The organism is Streptomyces griseomycini, from assembly GCF_014203535.1.
Taxonomy (GTDB): Bacteria; Actinomycetota; Actinomycetes; order Streptomycetales; family Streptomycetaceae; genus Streptomyces; species Streptomyces griseomycini.
In genome coordinates this window covers 19,423-36,718 of sequence record NZ_JACHJI010000025.1, presented here as the reverse complement: position 1 = coordinate 36,718, position 17,296 = coordinate 19,423, and the positions used below count along the sequence as shown (strand labels likewise).

Annotated in this window: 12 protein-coding genes; 3 read left to right on the top strand and 9 right to left on the bottom strand. The window is 73.1% G+C overall.

Annotation, left to right across the window (positions count from 1 at the left end; genetic code table 11):
* Window positions 1–78: 78 nt before the first annotated feature.
* Entirely contained in the window at window positions 79–1,527 is a 1,449-nt protein-coding gene (locus FHS37_RS36090; RefSeq protein WP_446001703.1) for an LCP family protein, read from the bottom strand.
* A gap of 127 nt (window positions 1,528–1,654) precedes the next feature.
* On the opposite strand from FHS37_RS36090, the gene FHS37_RS36085 reads away from it, so the two are divergent.
* A complete protein-coding gene (locus FHS37_RS36085; RefSeq protein WP_184829131.1) occupies window positions 1,655–2,692 on the top strand; it encodes a glycosyltransferase family 2 protein in 1,038 nt (345 codons plus the stop codon).
* 72 nt (window positions 2,693–2,764) lie between these two features.
* On the opposite strand, the gene FHS37_RS36080 is transcribed toward FHS37_RS36085, so the two are convergent.
* From FHS37_RS36080 to FHS37_RS36060, 5 genes are all read right to left on the bottom strand, one after another.
* On the bottom strand, window positions 2,765–4,381 hold the full coding sequence (locus FHS37_RS36080; RefSeq protein ID WP_229890261.1) for an LCP family protein: 1,617 nt from the start codon (window positions 4,379–4,381) through the stop codon (window positions 2,765–2,767).
* 154 nt (window positions 4,382–4,535) lie between these two features.
* Window positions 4,536–6,248, bottom strand: a complete 1,713-nt coding sequence (locus tag FHS37_RS36075) for an LCP family protein (RefSeq protein ID WP_184829127.1) — start codon at window positions 6,246–6,248, stop codon at window positions 4,536–4,538.
* Between the two features lie 479 nt (window positions 6,249–6,727).
* Entirely contained in the window at window positions 6,728–8,476 is a 1,749-nt protein-coding gene (locus FHS37_RS36070) for an LCP family protein (RefSeq protein WP_184829126.1), read from the bottom strand.
* A 247-nt stretch (window positions 8,477–8,723) separates the two neighbouring features.
* Window positions 8,724–9,998 (bottom strand): LCP family protein, encoded by a 1,275-nt coding sequence (locus tag FHS37_RS36065; protein WP_184829124.1) that lies wholly within the window; start codon window positions 9,996–9,998, stop codon window positions 8,724–8,726.
* Between the two features lie 241 nt (window positions 9,999–10,239).
* Complete coding sequence (locus tag FHS37_RS36060; protein WP_184829122.1) at window positions 10,240–10,995, bottom strand: TIGR03089 family protein; 756 nt, start codon at window positions 10,993–10,995, stop codon at window positions 10,240–10,242.
* A 130-nt stretch (window positions 10,996–11,125) separates the two neighbouring features.
* Between FHS37_RS36060 and FHS37_RS36055 the strand changes: the two genes are divergently transcribed.
* Both FHS37_RS36055 and manB read left to right on the top strand, forming a co-directional pair.
* Window positions 11,126–12,598: a peptidoglycan recognition protein family protein gene (locus FHS37_RS36055; protein ID WP_184829120.1), complete on the top strand. Its 1,473-nt coding sequence runs from the start codon at window positions 11,126–11,128 to the stop codon at window positions 12,596–12,598.
* 131 nt (window positions 12,599–12,729) lie between these two features.
* Window positions 12,730–13,812 carry a mannose-1-phosphate guanylyltransferase gene (gene manB / locus FHS37_RS36050; RefSeq protein ID WP_184829118.1) on the top strand — a complete coding sequence of 361 codons (1,083 nt, stop codon included), beginning with the start codon at window positions 12,730–12,732 and terminating at the stop codon, window positions 13,810–13,812.
* Between the two features lie 117 nt (window positions 13,813–13,929).
* Here the strand turns inward: manB and FHS37_RS36045 are convergent, their stop codons facing one another.
* From FHS37_RS36045 to cofD, 3 genes are all read right to left on the bottom strand, one after another.
* Window positions 13,930–14,928: a DNA-3-methyladenine glycosylase family protein gene (locus tag FHS37_RS36045; RefSeq protein WP_184829116.1), complete on the bottom strand. Its 999-nt coding sequence runs from the start codon at window positions 14,926–14,928 to the stop codon at window positions 13,930–13,932.
* Between the two features lie 80 nt (window positions 14,929–15,008).
* Complete coding sequence (locus tag FHS37_RS36040; protein ID WP_184829114.1) at window positions 15,009–16,325, bottom strand: coenzyme F420-0:L-glutamate ligase; 1,317 nt, start codon at window positions 16,323–16,325, stop codon at window positions 15,009–15,011.
* A complete protein-coding gene (gene cofD / locus FHS37_RS36035) occupies window positions 16,322–17,281 on the bottom strand; it encodes a 2-phospho-L-lactate transferase (RefSeq protein WP_184829112.1) in 960 nt (319 codons plus the stop codon). The genes FHS37_RS36040 and cofD overlap by 4 nt, the downstream gene beginning before the upstream one ends.
* Window positions 17,282–17,296: the final 15 nt, after the last annotated feature.

Sequence of the window (17,296 nt, the reverse complement as noted above, 5' to 3'; positions counted from 1 at the left end):
GGGACCCGGGGAGAGGCCGGAGAAGAGGCCCGAGGGGCCGACAGGGCCGAGCGGCCGGAGAGGCGCGGGGCGGCGGCGTCAGGAGCATCCCACCTCGTCGCCCCGCACCACCCCGAACTCGCCCTGCCCCGGGTCCGCCGCCCGGACCTTGCGGACCTTCTCGAAGTCGGCCCCCGCGATCACCCTCAGCGTGGCGCCCTGCCCCTTCACCGCGCGCAGCTCGCTGCCCGGCAGGGCCGCCGCCAGGGACTTCGCGGAGCGGTCCCAGCGGGGGTCGTAGGCGACGATCGTCCGCCGCACGTCCTGCTCCGCCGCGTTGACCGGGGTGCGGGTGGTGGCGAAACCGGTCGAGGCAAGTGCCGCGTCCACCCGCCGGCCCAGGCCCGTGGTCCGGGTGCCGTTCTCGACCTGGACCCGGATCCGCCGGGGGTCCACCGGCACGCGCAGTGCCGCGTCGCGCGTGCGGCGCACGGAGAGCGGCCGGTCCCGGCGGATAGCCTCGAAGAGGTGCTCGGCCTTCTCGGCGTCCCACTTCAGCGTGGAGCCGACGCCCTTCACGGCGTACCCCGTCTTCATGACCGGCACCGCCGTGAACTCGGAGGAGGAGGGCGAGAAGTCGCGCATCGCCCGCCCGAGGTCCAGCAGCTCGTCGGTGCCGAAGCCCTCGTCCGCGCGGACCGAGCCGAGCACCGCCCGCGTCACGTCCCGGAACCTCATCGGGTTCAGCAGGACCCCGGAGGAGGTGACCCGGTCCACCAGCGCGGCCAGGAAGCGCTGCTGGCGCTTCATCCGGCCGAGGTCGGCGGTTCCGTCGACGTGCCGGGCGCGGACGTACTGCAGGGCCTGTCCGCCCTTCAGGGTGTGCCGGCCGGCCGGCAGGTCGAGGCCGGTGTGGCTGTCCTTCAGCGGCTCGGCGGTGCAGATCTCGACGCCGCCGACCACGTCCACGGTCTTCATGAAACTGGTGAAGTCGACCTCCAGGTAGTGGTCGATCTTCACCCGGGTCATCTTCTCCACCGTCCGCACGGTGAGCTGCGGCCCGCCCTCCGCGTAGGCCGCGTTGAGCTTGACGGGGTGTCCTGCGTGCTCCTCGCCGCTCACGCGGTCGGTGTGCGGGGGTGTCTCGGCGTACGAGTCGCGGGGCAGGCCGACCACGCTGGCCCGCTCCCGGTCCTCCGAGATGTGCACGATCATGATCGTGTCGGTGCAGTGGCAGGGCACCCCGCCGAGCCGGTACTTCTCCCGCTCCTCCGCGCTGATCCTCTCGCGGCCGTCGGTGCCGACGAGCAGGATGTTCATGCCGTCGCCGGCCTCGGGGCGGTTCTTCATGTCGCGGAACGGATCGACCCGCTCGATGTCGGAGTCGAGGCCGCTGAGCACCGCGTGCCCGATCCCGGCGGAGGCGAGCACCACGACCGACAGCGTGGTCACGGTCCGCAGGACCCACCGCGGCCTGCGGCGCGCGGGCGGGCGCGGGGGGTGCCGGGGAGCGGGGCGGGGCCGGGGGGACCGCGGCGGCGTGGGCAAGGGGACACCTCCGGACGACGGCCGTGCGCGGGATCGTGAGCACCGTAGGCCGATACGATCTGCGGCCCGGCACATCGCCCCCGGCGCGCGCATCGGTGTCCCCCGTTCGCGGTAACGTGAGCCCCCTATGAACGCCAATCCCGACGTGCGGCTCCCCGCCGTTTCCGTGATCATGCCCGTCCTCAACGAGGAGCGGCATCTGCGCGGCGCGGTCCGCGCGATCCTCGCCCAGGAGTACGCAGGCGAGATGGAGGTCGTGATCGCCCTCGGTCCGTCCACGGACCGCACGGACGAGATCGCCGCCGAGCTCGTGGCCGAGGACCCGCGCGTGCACACCGTGCCCAACCCGACCGGCCGCACCCCGGCCGCCCTCAACGCGGCGATCGGGGCCTCGCGCCATCCGATCGTGGTCCGCGTCGACGGGCACGGGATGCTCTCCCCGAACTACATCGCGACCGCCGTGCGGCTCCTGGAGGAGACCGGCGCGCAGAACGTCGGCGGCATCATGCACGCCGAGGGGGAGAACGACTGGGAGCACGCGGTCGCCGCCGCGATGACGTCGAGGATCGGCGTGGGCAACGCCGCCTTCCACACCGGCGGCGAGGCCGGCCCGGCCGAGACCGTCTACCTCGGTGTCTTCCGGCGCGAGGCGCTGGAGCGGCAGGGCGGCTACAACGTGGAGTTCATCCGCGCCCAGGACTGGGAGCTGAACTTCCGCATCCGCGAGGCGGGCGGGCTGATCTGGTTCTCGCCGGAGCTGAAGGTCTCCTACCGGCCCCGGCCGAGCGTGCGGGCGCTGGCCAAGCAGTACAAGGACTACGGCCGCTGGCGGCACGTCGTGGCCCGCTACCACGCCGGCTCCATCAACCTGCGCTACCTCGCCCCGCCGACCGCGGTGTGCGCGATCGCGGCCGGGATCGTGGTGGGCGCGGCGCTCACGCCGTGGGGCTTCGTGGTGCCCGGCGGCTACCTCGCGGCGATCGTGCTGGGCTCCATACCGGCCGGCAAGGGGCTCCCGCTGAAGGCGCGGCTGCAGATCCCGGTGGCGCTGGCCACCATGCACATGTCGTGGGGCTGGGGCTTCCTGACCAGCCCGCGCTCGCTGGCGAAGAAGGTCATCGCCTCGCGCCGGCCCGCGGTCCACGCGGACGCGCCGGCCTCCTGACGCCCGAGTCCGACGCCCGGCACCGCCCGGGGCGAAGGGCCCCTTCCCGGCCGGGAAGGGGCCCTTCGCGCGTCACCAGGTGAAGGCCGGGTCGACGTGCATGCAGGCCTCGTCGTCCGCTCCGTTGAGGGCGTGGGCCGACTCGGGGGTCTCGTCGTCCTCCCCGGGCGCCTCGTAGGCCGTGCCCTCGCGCCAGTCGGCGCCCACCACGAGCGTGACCCCGGAGACGTCGGTGGACCGTTTCACCGCGCTCGCCGGGATGCCGAGCGCCTCGGCGACGCGCCGGGCGTCGCCCTCCAGGTCGGCGCTCGGGTAGCGCACCACCGTCCGCTCCTCGCTGAGGGAACCGGTCGTGTCGGCGGTCGCCTCGGCGAAGCCCTTGTCCCTCAGCACCCCGGCCACGGTGCTCGTGCGTCCGGGAGCGGCGGCCAGGGTGTCGGTACGGGTGCCGTTGCGGACCTGGACCGCGATCTCGGCGTCGGCGGCGGCCGGGTCCCCGGGGACCTTCTCCTCGGCCTTCTCGGGCTTCGCGTCCTTGCCGTCGAGGGCGATGTCCTCGCGCACCAGCCGGAACAGCTTCTCGGCGTCCTCGGTCGGCTCCACGCGGGCACCCACGTAGCGGTTGGGCATCGTGGTCATGGTGATGCGCTCCGGCGCCACCTTGCGCAGCTCGGTGCTCAGGTCGTAGAGCTCCTTGACGGTGCCGAGCCCGGGGTCGACGGTGAGCGCCTCGGTGGCCTTCTCGGCCAGCCTGCGCAGCTTGTTGGGGCTGCTCAGGGTGGCGTTCTCGCGCAGCCGGCGGACCAGCGAGCTCATGTACATGTGCTGGGCCTCGGCGCGGGCGAGGTCGCTGCCGTCCTCGAAGCCGTACCGGGTGCGCAGCCACTGCAGGGCCTGCTCGCCCCGGATGTCCGTGGTGCCCTTCTCCAGCTTCAGGCCCGAGCCCTTGCCGTCGGAGGTGCGGGAGTGGATGTTGGCGTCCACGCAGACGGGAACGCCGCCGACGGCGTCCGCCATGGACACCACTCCGGCGAAGTCGACCATGACGAAGTGGTCGATGTGGATGCCGGTGAGCTCCTGCCAGGTGGCCACCGTGCAGCCGGGGCCGCCGTGTCCGAGGCTCCGGTTGGTCATCACCCGCCCGTTGCTCGCCGGGTACACCGTCCCGTCGTCGGGGTCGGTGCACTTGGGGATGTGCACCAGGGTGTCGCGGGGCATGCTGATCACGGACATGTTGGTCCGGTCGGCGGACAGGTGCACCAGCATCTGCACGTCCGCCAGCGGCGTCGAGCCGAACGTCTCGCGGGCGCCGCCGAGTTGCTGGTTCTCCTCGCTGTCCCGCGCGTCGGAGCCGATGAGGAGGATGTTCAGCGGGGTCTGCCCGGCGGCGTTCGGCGTCGGCTCGGCGACCTTGCTGTCGCCCAGGTTCAGCGGGTCCTTCTCGAGGTTGTCGTTCAGCCGCTGGTAGTAGAGGTAACCGGCCGTGGCGGAGCCGGCTATGAGCAGCGCGAGCACCGCCGCGGACCACTTGAGCAGCCGGCGTCCGCGGCGCGGACGGCGGCCGCCGTCCGCGCCGGAGGCGGGCGCGTCGCCGCCGTCGCCGTCGGACGGGCCCTCCTTCGGGTCCTCGTCGGAAGCCGGTTCCCGCCGGCCGTCGGGGAGTGCCGCCCGCACGGCGTTCTGTGTCACTGCCACGTCCTTCTCACCCCGGGCAACTCCTCGCGTCATGAAACGGGCCCGTCCTGCGTCCTGTTAGACGCACGACGGGCCCGTCAGTTGCCCTCCGGAACCGAACCGGCTTCAACTAGTTCCGGTCGGCCGCGCCGACCGGCTCACGCGGGCGTCAGCTCGCGCACTCGACCTTGTCCGCCGTGGACTTCTCCACGTCCGGCACCGACGTCCCTGAGCCGTCGAGCCGCACCCCGGCGCCCTTGAAGTCCTCGCCCAGGGTCAGCGTCATCGCGGGCAGTCCCTGGGAGTTGGTGACGCTCTCGCCGGGTTTCATCGCCGAGCCGGACAGGCCGAGGAGGTCGGCGAGGCGCCGTGCCTGGGCGGCCTGGTCGGGGGCGTACTCCAGCGTGGTCTTCTTCAGGTCCTCCGGTGCGTTGCCGGCGTTCTCGGACTTGGTGACGCCCTGCTGGAGCTGGAGCCAGTTGAGCATCTCCTGGGCGCTGCCCCCCGGTGCGCCGCCGTTCATGATGCGGACCCGGACCTCGGAGGCCGGTGCCTTCTCGCCCTTCAGCCGGGCGGCGACGGCGTCCTTCTCCTCCTTCTTCTGCTGCTTGACCTCGGTCAGCGACACGTCGTTCTTGATCAGGTCGAAGATCTCCGGGGCCTTGGACTCGTTGACGACGACGGTCGCCTTCACCTTCTCCGCCGGGTTGTCCTTCACCGGCACGGTGGTGAAGGAGATGTTCTTCGTCGGCACCTTCTTCAGCTCCAGGGCGACGTCCTTGAGCGTGCTCACCTTGCCGATGGCCTCGTCCACGGTCAGCGCCTCCGTGGCGGCCTCGGCCAGCTTCACCAGTTTGGTGGGGCTGGTGAGGGTGTCGCTGGAGGACATCTTGCGCATCAGCGAGGCCAGGAAGTGCTGCTGCACCTTGATCCGGTCGAGGTCGCCCTGGTTGCCGAAGCTGTGCCGGGTGCGGACGAAGGCCAGGGCCTGCTCGCCCTCGACCTTCGACTCGCCGGCGGGCAGCTTCAGCTTCGAGTCCTCGTCGTCCACGGGGTGTTCGAGGCAGACGTCGACCCCGTCCACGGCGGTGGTGAGGGTCTTGACCGCGTTGAAGTCGGCCATCATGAAGTGATGGGGCTGGATGCCGGTCGCCTCCTTCACCGTGCGCATGGTGCAGCCGGCGTCCCGGCCGCTCTCGCCGAGGCTCCGGTTGAAGCGGACGCCCCGCAGGCCCGGGATCACCTTCTCCGTGCCGTCCTCGAGCTTCGTCGGGCAGTCGGGGATGTCGACGATCAGGTCGCGCGGGATGCTGAGCGCGGTCGCGTTGGAGCGGTCCTTGGCGACGTGCAGCAGGATCGTGGTGTCCGCGTGCCCCTTGCTGCCCTTGTCGCCGTAGCCCTCGTTGCCCTTGCCGGTGCGCTTGTCGGTGCCGATGACGAGGATGTTGAAGGCTTCGTCCTTCTTGAAGTCGCTGCTGCCGGCGTCGCCCACGTCCGTCGTCGTGACGTTGCCCTCGAGGTGCTTGAGGTAGAGGTAACCGCCGACGCCGGCCGCCAGGACGACGAACGCCATGGTGCCGCCGGTCCACAGCAGCGCCTTCTTCGCCTTCGGCTTCCTCTGCGCCGACCGCCGGCCGCGCCGTCCGGGCGGCCCGTCGTCGGGGGCGCCCCGGCGCCCGCGCTGCGGCGGCACCGCTCGGCCGGGTATCCGGGTACGGCCGCCCGCGGTGGCGTCCGCGCCGTCCGTGCCGTACGACGCGGGCCGGCGGGGGCCGGGGACGGCCGGGCCCGGTCGCAGTTCGTACTCGCCGGTCTCCGGGTTGAGCACCCACTGGTCTGCGGGGTCCATGCCCTCCGATCGCCCACGGCCTTGCGCGTCCACGGTCGCTCGAATCCTCCGTCGGGGGCATGCGGCACTGCCCCCTTCCGGAGGGCGTCCGCGGGTACGGGGCACCACCGTGCGCGACGCCGGGACAGGCCCTCGCGGCCGGGGCACTTCAGCCCTCACATTATCCGTCCCCTTGGTGACGGAGTGATGCCAGTGAAGAATTCCCCGTCCCGGACCGGGGCAATCCACGCCATCGGGGCCCTGGTTGCCGAGGGGAGCGAGGGCACGCCGTTACCAGCGGTGGGGCCGGTACACGCCCATGCAGGCGCCGGTCCCCGGGCCGCTGAGGGCGCCGGCCTCCTCGGGCAGGTCCCCGGCCTCCGGTGACGGCGGCTCCGGACAGGCCGTGCCCGCCCGGCGTCGGCCGGGCCCCCGTGCACACCGCTCCGCGTCATCGCGGTGTCTCCCCCACCCCTCGCGCCGTGGAACGGACCTGCCCCGCGCCCCGGAGGACGCGGGGCAGTCCCGTCAGGTCACTTGGCGCACTCGACCTTGTCCGCCGTGGACTTCTCGATGTCGTCCGGCGCCTTGTCCGGAGGCGTGAGCGGGGTGCCCGCGCCCTCGAAGTCCTCGCCCAGGGTCAGCGTCATCGCGGGCAGTCCCTGGGAGTTGGTGACGCTCTCGCCGGGTTTCATCGCCGAGCCGGACAGGCCGAGGAGGTCGGCGAGGCGCCGTGCCTGGGCGGCCTGGTCGGGGGCGTACTCCAGCGTGGTCTTCTTCAGGTCCTCCGGTGCGTTGCCGGCGTTCTCGGACTTGGTGACGCCCTGCTGGAGCTGGAGCCAGTTGAGCATCTCCTGGGCGCTGCCCCCCGGTGCGCCGCCGTTCATGATGCGGACCCGGACCTCGGAGGCCGGTGCCTTCTCGCCCTTCAGCCGGGCGGCGACGGCGTCCTTCTCCTCCTTCTTCTGCTGCTTGACCTCGGTGAACGACACGTCGTTCTTGATCAGGGAGAAGACCTCCGGGGCCTTGGACTCGTCGACGACGACGGTCGCCTTCACCTTCTCCGCCGGGTTGTCCTTCACCGGCACGGTGGTGAAGGTGAGGTTCCTGGTGTCGAGCTTGCCCAGTTCCAGACCGAGGTCCTTGAGCTTGTTGATGCTGTCCAGCTGGGAGTCGACGGTGAGCGCCTTGGTGCCCGCCTCGGCCAGCTTGATCATCTTCGACGGGCTGGTGAGGGTGTCGTTCGACTTCAGTTTGCGCATCAGCGAGCTCAGGAACTGCTGCTGCAGCCCGATCCGGCTCAGGTCGCCGCCCGAGCCGACCGAGTACCGGGTGCGCACGAACGCCAGGGCCTGTTCGCCCTCGATGGTGTGGGTGCCCGCGGGCAGCTTCAGGTGCGACTTCTCGTCGTCGATGTCCTTGGCCAGGCAGACCTCGACGCCGCCGACCGCCGAGGTCAGCGTCTTGACCGCGTTGAAGTCGGCCACCATGAAGTTGTCCGGCTTGATCCCGGTCAGTTCGGTCACGGTCCGCATGGTGCAGCTGGGCGTGCGGCCGCTCTGGCCGAGGCTCTCGTTGAAGCGGACGCCGGGGGAGCCCGGGATGACCTCCTTGGTGCCGTCCTCCTGCGTGGTCGGGCAGTCGGGGATGTCGACTATCAGGTCGCGCGGGATGCTGAGCGCGGTCGCGTTCGTACGGTCCTTGGCGACGTGCAGCAGGATCGTGGTGTCGGCGTGCCCGGCGCTGTTCTTGTCGCCGTAGGAGCCGTTGCCCGCGCCGGTGCGCTTGTCGGTGCCGATCAGCAGGATGTTGATGGCCTCGTCCTTGCGGAAGCCACCGGTGCTCGCGCCGTCGTCGGGGAGGGACTCGATGTTGTCGTTCAGGTGCTCCAGGTACAGGTAGCCGGCCGCGCCGGTGGCGAGCACCACGAACGCCATGGTGCCGCCGGTCCACAGCAGCGCCTTCTTCGCCTTCGACTTCTTCTTCGCCGGCCGGCGACCGCGCCGTCCCGGCGGCGGCTCCTCCGGCGCGCCCCGGCGCCTGCGCGGCGGCACCTCCCGGCCGGGCGTCTCACGGCCGGGACGCTCCGGTGCGCGCCCGGGGGCCGCAGTGCGGCCGCGCGCCGCGCCCGCGCCGGAGGGCCGGGGCCGGCGGGGGCCGGGAATCGATGACTGCGGTGCGGAAGGGCTCAGTCGCAGTTCGTATTCGCCGGTTTCCGGGTTGAGCACCCACTGGTCTGCGGGGTCGATGTTCTCCGCCCGCCCACGGCTTTGCGCGTCCACGGTTCGCTTGAATCCTCCGTCGGGGCCACGCGGCGCCTTTCCCCCTTCCAAGGCGCTCGGGTCTCGGTCACGCAGTGCGCGACCCCAGGAGGGACCTGAGGGAACGGACGCACCGGATCGGCTCACACTAACGGCACCGATCGGTTTAAGGCGACGGCGGTGACATATTCCACGTCCCTACAACCGGGCAATTCGCCCATTTCCCTGGACGGGAGTTCCCCGTCTCGGAGTTGCCCCGGGGCAGGCCTTACGCGCAGGTGTCCTCGGCGGCCGTGTTCCCGGTGAACGTCGGCGCCGGGGAGGGGGTGCCGGAAGGCTCCGCACCCTCCTTTTCCGTGCCCTTCCCGTCACCGTCCGTGTCTCCGCCGTCCGCCTTCGCCCGCGGTGCGCCGCCCCCGTTCTCCGCGGCGGGACCGCGTGCGTCACCACGTGCGATCACCACCGGAGCGTCCCTGCGCAGCCGGTCGAACAGTTCCTCCGCCGCGGGCTCCGCGAGCTGGTCGCGATTGACGTCGTGGACGTACGCCTCCCGCGGAACGGTCAGGAATTGCACACGTTCCGTGGGAATGTTCCGCAGCCCGCGGACGAGTTCGTACAAACCGCGCAAGCTCGCCAGTTCCGGATCGGTCGTGAGCGACGAGGTGGCCGCGTCCAGAACGGGATACAGCTTCACCGGATTCAGCAGAACGTCATTGCTGTGCACCTTGCTGACGAGCGCCCCCAGGAAGCGTTGCTGGCGCTCCATCCGGTCGGTGTCGCTGCCGTCGCCGAGGGACTTCCGGACCCTTACGTAGCCGAGGGCCTGCTCCCCGTTCAGCGTCACCCGGCCCGCGGGCAGTTCGAGTTCGGCGTCCTTGTCGTCGATGGGCTCGGGCAGGCACACCTCGACGCCGTCGACCGCGTCGACCATTTCCTTGAAGCCGCGGAAGTCGACGACGACGTGGTGGTCGACGCGAATGTCCGTGAGTTTCTCGACGGTGCGGACGGAGCAGGCCGAACCGCCCCTCTCGAAGGCGGTGTTGAACGCCGCGAACACCGGCTCGGTGCGGGTGCCGTCCCGGCGCAGACAGCCGGGCACGTCCACCATCAGGTCCCGGGGGATGGACACCGCGGTGGCGCTGCGCCGGCCCGCCGACAGGTGCAGCAGGATCGCGGTGTCGGACCGCTCGGTCCCCACGTCCCGTCCGTAGCGGCGGTTCTCCTCCCCGGCGCGCGAGTCCGAGCCGATCAGCAGGATGTTCCGGGCGTCCCTCACCAGCGCGGTGGGCCGCTCCTTCTCGAACCGCTCGAGTTCGGCGGCGGCCGCCTCGTCCGGGGTGATGTTCCCGTCCAGTTCCAGGTACACCGCCCATCCGGCCCCGGCGGCCACGACGAGCACGGCGGCGACCGTGAATCCGGTACCGCGCACCCAGCGCCGCCGGCGCCGGGCCCGCCCCCGTCCGCTCGCCGAGGCGCCGGTCCCCGGGCCGAGGGCGCGCCGGCCCCCCGGCTGCTCGGAGGACGCGCCTGCGGTGTCGCTCATGACCGGATCCATCCCTCACTGCGTACGGGGCCGGGACGGCGTGTGGCGCGTGCCGCTGCTACGACGATGACCCGGGGGGACGGCGGGGGACGGGTGGTGCTGCGCCGAACGGGGGACGGGACGAGGCGGACGGGTGGTGCGGGCAAGGGGCGGGTGTGGGCGCCGGTGCGCGGGTGAGGGCCGGGTGCCGGCGGAGGCGGCCCGGGGCGTGCGACGGCCGGGTGACGGCCGAGGCGTGCCGCTACCGTGCGATGACCGTGACCCGTTCGCTCTCCACCCGCTTGTCCAGGGCGTCGTCCCCGAGGAGGTCCAGGTTCCGGCACAGCACCACGGAGCCGCCGGTCGCCAGCGGTCCGTACAGCCCCGCGTTGAGGCCCTCCCAGGTGTCGTACGGCAGCCCCGACAGCAGGCGCGAGCCCGGTCCGGTCAGGCCGAGCCCCGTCGCCTCCGCCCGGGCCCGCTCGACCACCTCCGCCCCGGTGAACTCCCGTCCCGCCACGATCAGCGCCGGCTCCTCGGGGTCGACCGGCGCGTACGGCACGAACCGGTCGCTCTGCCCCGGCACCTCGACGGCGTAGTCGGCGAAGCCCTCCGGCGGGTGCGGGAAGCGCCCGCCGAGCGGCCTGAGCGCGAGCGCGATCCGCGCGCCCGGGCACGCCCGTGCCGCCTCGAGCGCGTCCGGGCCGCTCACCACGACGTCGGCCGCCGCCGGCTCCCCGGCCACGTCCGCGACCACGCCCACCGACGCGCACGCCAGCAGCCACACCGCCGTCTGCCAGTGCGCGGGCAGCAGCAGCGCGACCCGGTCGCCCGGCTCGACGGACAGCTCGTCCTGCAGCAGGTTCGCGGTCTTGGCCACCCAATTGGCGAAGGTGGCCACGGACAATTCGACGCGTTCGCCCGTGGCGTCGTCGTAGAAGGTCACCAGGGGGCGTCCCGGGTCCGCGGCGAGCGCGGAACTCAGCAGGTCGGCAGGGGTGCGGTCGGTGGCGTTCACCCGCGCAAGCGTACGCGGCCCCGTCGCCGCGCACCGAGCGCCGGGGGCACCGGTTCGGGGGAATGCGCCCCCGACGGCCCGTCAAATCCGCGATGGACAGATTTGTCTGACTGTGTCCAAGATCAGGAGCATGCGTGGAATTCTTGCTTCCTCAATCGGTGTCACCTGCGCCGCCGCTCTCGCCCTCCCTCTCGCCCCGCCCGCCACCGCGGCGAACGCGAGACCGGCGCCGACGGCAGAGGCGGCCACGCGCGCAGCGGTGACGGCCGGGACCGACGTCCCCGGCAGCACCCAGTCGCTGCCCCTCCGACTCCTCACCCGTGAGCGCACCTCCGGAGCCGCCGTACTCGGACTCACCCCCCGGACCGTACGGAACTTCTCCCTGCTCGGCGTCGTCTGGGACGACCCCGCCGCCGGACTCCACGGCCGGGTCCAGGTCCGCACCCGGTCGGCCGGGACCGGCACCTGGTCCGGCTGGCAGGACGTCGAGACGCACAACGCCGACCACGCGGCCGACCCGGGTACCGCGGAGGACACCTCGGGCCGGGTCCACGGCGCCACGGCGCCGCTGTGGGTCGGGCCGTCGGACGCCGTGGAGATCCGGGTCCGGGGGGAGTCCTCGCCGGAGAGCGGGGCGGGTCCGGGGGCCGGGGCCGCCGGTGCGCGGTCCGGGGCGGGCGACGGCACTCCGCTGCCGTCCGGGCTGCGGCTCGAGCTCGTCGACCCCGGTGCGGCCGCCCCGCCCCCGGGCGGTGCCGTGGACGAGCCCCGCACCGGCGCCCTGAGCGCCGAGGCGACCGCCGCCTCCGCCGCCAACGCCGGCCTCGCACCGCTCGGCGCCGCCGAGATCCCGCCGCTGACCCGTGAGCAGACCCGGCGGGAGTTCCTCGCCCGGAGCGGGACCGACCCGGCCGACCCGGCCGACCCGGCCGACCCGGCCGACCCGGCCGACCCGGCCGATGCGGCCGAGCAGGCCGAGCAGCAGCGGGCCAAGCCGTACATCGGCCCGCGGCCCGCCATCGTCACGCGGCGCGGCTGGGGGGCGAACGAGAGCCTGCGGGAGAAGAGGTTCGTGTACACCGGGAAGGTCAAGGCGGCCTTCGTGCACCACACCGCAACCGGCAACAACTACACGTGTGCGCAGGCGCCTTCGGTCATCCGTGGTATCTACCGCTACCACGTCAGGAGCATGGGGTGGCGCGACATCGGCTACAACTTCCTCGTCGACAAGTGCGGAAGGATCTACGAGGGCCGGGCCGGGGGAGTGGCGAAGCCCGTCATGGGCGCCCACACCCTCGGGTTCAACAGCAACTCCACGGGCATCGCGGTCATCGGCTCCTACGGTTCCAGGAAGCCGTCGTCCTCCGCGGTGAAGGGCATCGCCCGGCTCACCGCGTGGAAGCTCGGGCTGCACGGCATGAATCCGAAGGGGAAGACATACCTGAAGTCCGGCGGTGGCAACCTCTACCGAAAAGGCAAGAAGGTACGACTGAACGTGATCTCCGGTCACCGGGACGGGTTCAACACCGCGTGCCCAGGGGGGAAGCTCTACAAGAAGCTCGGCTCCGCACGCTCCACGGCGGCCCGCTACCAGGGCCGCTGAGGCGGTCCGGGCGGGTCCGGGCGTTCCTTCCTGCCGGAGGCACGGCCGTCGCATGTGCTGTGGAACGGTCTGCATACACTGGCCGGCCGAAGGACAGTTCGGCCGGTCCCGGCAGGAAGCAGAGACGACAGGTGACAGAAGCGATCCTCCTGGTCGGCGGCAAGGGCACGCGACTGCGTCCGCTCACGGTGCACACGCCCAAGCCCATGGTCCCGGCGGCCGGGGTGCCCTTCCTCACGCACCAGCTGGCGAGAGCGAGAGCGGCGGGCGTCGAGCACATCGTCCTGGCCACCTCCTACCTGGCCGAGGTCTTCGAACCGTACTTCGGCGACGGGTCGTCGCTGGGGCTGCACATCGAGTACGTGACGGAGGAGGAGCCGCTCGGCACGGGCGGCGCGATCCGCAACGTCGCGTCCCGGCTGCACTCGGGGCCGGACGAGCCGGTGCTGGTCTTCAACGGCGACATCCTGACGGGCCTGGACATCCGCGCGCTGGTCCGCACCCACGAGACGACGGGCGCGGACGTCTCCCTCCACCTGACGAAGGTGACGGACCCGCGGGCGTACGGACTGGTCCCGACGGACGGGACGGGCCGCGTGCTGGCGTTCCTGGAGAAGCCCCAGACGCCGGAGGAGATCGTCACCGACCAGATCAACGCGGGGGCGTACGTCTTCCGCCGCTCGGTGATCGACACGATCCCGACGGGACGGCCGGTGTCGGTGGAGCGGGAGACGTTCCCGGAACTGCTCGCGGCCGGCGCCCACCTCCAGGGCATGGTCGACTCCACGTACTGGCTGGACCTGGGCACGCCGGCGGCGTTCGTGCGGGGTTCGGCGGACCTGGTGCTCGGCCGGGCCCCGTCCCCGGCGGTGCCCGGCCGCTGCGGCGACCGGCTGGTCCTGCCGACGGCGACCGTGGCCCCCGACGCGAAGCTCGCGGGCGGGACGGTGGTGGGCGAGGGCGCGTTCGTGGCGGAGGGCGCGCGCGTCTTCGGCAGCACGATCCTGCCGGGAGCGGTCATCGAGCCCGGCGCGGTCGTCACCGACTCGCTGATCGGGACGCGGGCGCGGGTGGGCGAGCGGTCGGTCCTCACCGGGACGGTGATAGGCGACGGCGCGGTCATCGGCGCGCGCAACGAACTCCGGGAGGGCGTCCGGGTGTGGTGCGACGCGAGGATCCCGGAGGGAGCGGTCCGCTTCTCCTCGGACCAGTAGGGGTCCGGGCGCGGGCGGGCGGGGGTGCGCGTGTGACGCCGGCGCCGGGCCGCGCGCCCCCGGCCCGCGCCGACCCCGGGCGACCGGCCGGCACCGGGTCACGTGACCCGCTCCGTCCTACAACCGCCCGATGTCCCCGTGCGGCATCCGCGGCGCCCGCCGCTCCGGCACCCTCCCGCTCAACAGGATCAGCCGCGCGGCGCGGTGCCGCTGGCCGGCGTACGGCTCCAGCAGCTCCAGCATCACGGAGTCGTCCGCGTACCGGTCCCCGGCGAGTGCCCAGCCCACGATCCCCGGGAGGTGGAGGTCCCCCACGGTGACCGCGTCCGGCGCCCCGTGAGTGCGCTGCACCGTCTCCGCCGACGTCCACGGCCCGATCCCCGGCACCAGTTCCAGCCGCGCCCGCGCCGCCGCCGGATCCATCCCCACCGCTTCTTCCAGCCGCGCGGCGACGCGGACCGCCCGCAGGATCGTCGACGCCCGCTTGTCGTCCACTCCCGCACGGTGCCACTCCCAGGACGGGATCAGCGCCCAGGTCCTCGGCGCCGGCATCACCGACATCCGTTCGGGCACGGGGCCGGGCGCCGGTTCCCCGTACTTCCGCACCAGCAGCCGCCACGCCCGGTACGCCTCACCGGTCGTGACCTTCTGCTCCAGGACCGAGGGGATCAGCGACTCCAGCACCAGCCCGGTCCGCGTCAGCCGCAGTCCCGGACGCCGGTGCCGGGTGCGCGCCAGCAGGGTGTGCCGGGGCACGAAGGCGGAGGGGTCGTCGGCCGCCCCGAGCATGTCCGGCAGGTGGTCCAGGAGCCAGTCGGCACCCGGACCCCACGCCTGCCCCCGCACCTCACCGGCCCGCCGCGTCACCCGCAGGGTCCCGGGGCCGGCCGGCGTCAGGCTGGCCCGCCACACGGAACCGTCCGGCAGGGCACGGAACGTCGGGTCCCCGGGCCCCCGCCTGAGCGGCCCGAGCACCAGGCCGAGGTCCAGCGGACCCTCCGGCACCCAGGTCCGCACCCGTTCCGGCACCTGCCTCGGCACCCCCGCGGGCACGGCGACCCGCCCGCCGCGCACGGGGGCGGTGCGCGGCGGGCGGGGAGCGAAACGTCCTGCCAAGGGAGGTCCCGGGGGATGAGGGGGGGCGGAGCGGAGGGCGCCGGTGGGCTCCTACGAGGGTAGGCGCCCGCGGGTCCGGCTCACCGCACCTCGACGAAGGCGCCCGCGTCCCGTTCCGGCCGCGGGCGGGGGTCCTCGGCCGGGTGGCCGACCGCCACCGCGCCCATCGGGTCCCAGTCCGCGGGCAGGTCCAGGACCTCGCGGACCACGTCCCGGCAGAACATCGTCGACGACACCCACGCCGAGCCCAGCCGCTCCCCGGCCAGCGCGACCAGGAAGTTCTGCACCCCGGCGCCGGCGGCGACCACGAACATCTCCCGCTCGGCCCCGTCCCGCCGCGCGTCCCCGTAGGTGTGCGAGCCGTCCATGACCAGACAGGGGACGACCAGGTAGGGCGCGTTGCGCAGGACGTCGCCGCGGCGGACGCGCTTGGCGATCGACTCCTCCGACCTGCCGTCCCGGCGCAGGTCCGCGATCCAGGCGTCGCGCATGGCGTCCAGCAGGCGGATGCGGGACCCGGGGGACTCCAGCAGGACGAACCGCCAGGGAGTGGTGTGGTGCGGCGCCGGGGCCGTCACCGCCGCGGCGACCGCGCGGCGGACCGCCCCGGGGTCGACCGGCTCGTCCGTGAAGGCGCGCACGGTACGGCGCTGGGTCACCGCCTGGCGTACGGCTTCGGACGTGCCGAGGCGGAACATGTCGTCGCGCGCGCCGCGGACCAGCGCCCGCGCGCCCTCGCCGTCGTCCGGCGCCACCGCGTGCGGCAGTCCGCGGACGACGGCCACCGGGAGGCCGGCCGCCTTGCCCTTGACGAGGTCGCCCGCCGCGGCCAGCTCGTCGGCCGTGGCGACGACCGTGGCGCTGAGCGGATTGCCGTGCGCGTCCGTGCCGCCGCGCAGGTCGTCCAGGACCCGGACGCCCGCCGCGCCGATCGCGACGTCCGTCAGTCCCGCGCGCCAGGGGCGGCCGGAGGTGTCGGTGACGACCACGCCGACCGTGACGCCGAGGGCGTCGCGCAGACCCGCCCGGATCGCCCGCGCGGACGCGTCCGGGTCCTCGGGCAGCAGCAGGACCGTGCCGGAGGGGGTGTTGGAGGCGTCGACCCCGGCCGCGGCCATGACCAGGCCCTGCCGGTTCTCGACGATGCGCAGGGAGCCGCGCCGGGCCACCACGCGGACCGTCTCCGCGTCGATCGCGGCCTCCCGGTCGGACGCCTCGACGACCCGGCCCTCGGCCTTGGAGACGATCTTCGAGGTGACCAGCAGGACGTCGCCGTCGGCCAGCCCGGGCTCGGCGGCCGCGATCAGCTTGGCCAGGTCGTCGCCGTGGCGGATCTCGGGCAGGCCCGCCACGGCCCAGACCCGGTAGCCGCCGGACGCCGTGTGCGTGCCGCTCATGCCGCCCGCACCTCCTCGGCCAGCGCCAGCGCCTCCCGTGCCATCCGCGCGGCCGCGTCGACGTCGGTCATCATCAGCGGTACGGCCCGGCAGCGGATCCCGGCCGCCTCGACGCGCTCCACACAGGCCGCGTCGACCGTGTCGACCAGCCAGCCGTCCAGCAGGCCGGAACCGTAGTGCTCGGCCACCGCCGGGGCCGAGGACTCCACGCCGATCGCCGCGAGCACCTTGTCGGCCATGCCGCGCACGGGCGCGTCCCCGACGATCGGCGACAGCCCGATCACCGGCACGCCCGCGTCGGCGATCGCCTCCCGGATGCCGGGGACGGCGAGGATCGTGCCGACGGACACGACGGGGTTGGACGGCGGGAAGAGGATCAGGTCGGCCTCGGCGATCGCCTCCAGGACGCCCGGGGCCGGCTCGGCCTGTTCCGCACCGACCGGCACGACCGCCTCGGCCGGCACCGAGGCCCGCAGCCGCACCCAGTACTCCTGGAAGTGGACGGCCCTGCGCTCGCCGTCCAGCTCGACGGCGACGTGCGTCTCCACGCGGTCGTCGGTCATCGGGATCAGCCTCACGCCCGGCTTCCAGCGGTCGCACAGCGCCTCGGTCACTGCGCTCAGCGGATAACCGGCGCCGAGCATCTGCGTCCGCACGATGTGCGTGGCGAAGTCCCGGTCGCCGAGCCCGAACCACTCCGGGCCGACGCCGTACGCCGCGAGCTCCTCCTTGAGGTGGAAGGTCTCCTCGGCCCGCCCCCAGCCCCGCTCCTCGTCGATGCCGCCGCCGAGCGTGTACATCACCGTGTCGAGGTCCGGGCAGACCTTCAGCCCGAAGAGGTGGATGTCGTCCCCGGTGTTGCCGATGACCGTGACGTCCGCGTCCGGCACGGCCCGCTTCAGACCGCGCAGGAAACGGGCACCGCCGATGCCGCCTGCCAGAACCACAATGCGCATGGGGCCATCCTCGCA

Excerpts from the sequence above, each read along its gene's own strand:
- FHS37_RS36055 (WP_184829120.1), top strand. The coding sequence starts at position 11,126 with ATGCGTGGAATTCTTGCTTCCTCAATCGGTGTCACCTGCGCCGCCGCT.
- FHS37_RS36040 (WP_184829114.1), bottom strand. The coding sequence starts at position 16,325 with ATGAGCGGCACGCACACGGCGTCCGGCGGCTACCGGGTCTGGGCCGTG.
- FHS37_RS36065 (WP_184829124.1), bottom strand. The coding sequence starts at position 9,998 with ATGAGCGACACCGCAGGCGCGTCCTCCGAGCAGCCGGGGGGCCGGCGC.
- cofD (WP_184829112.1), bottom strand. The coding sequence starts at position 17,281 with ATGCGCATTGTGGTTCTGGCAGGCGGCATCGGCGGTGCCCGTTTCCTG.
- FHS37_RS36085 (WP_184829131.1), top strand. The coding sequence starts at position 1,655 with ATGAACGCCAATCCCGACGTGCGGCTCCCCGCCGTTTCCGTGATCATG.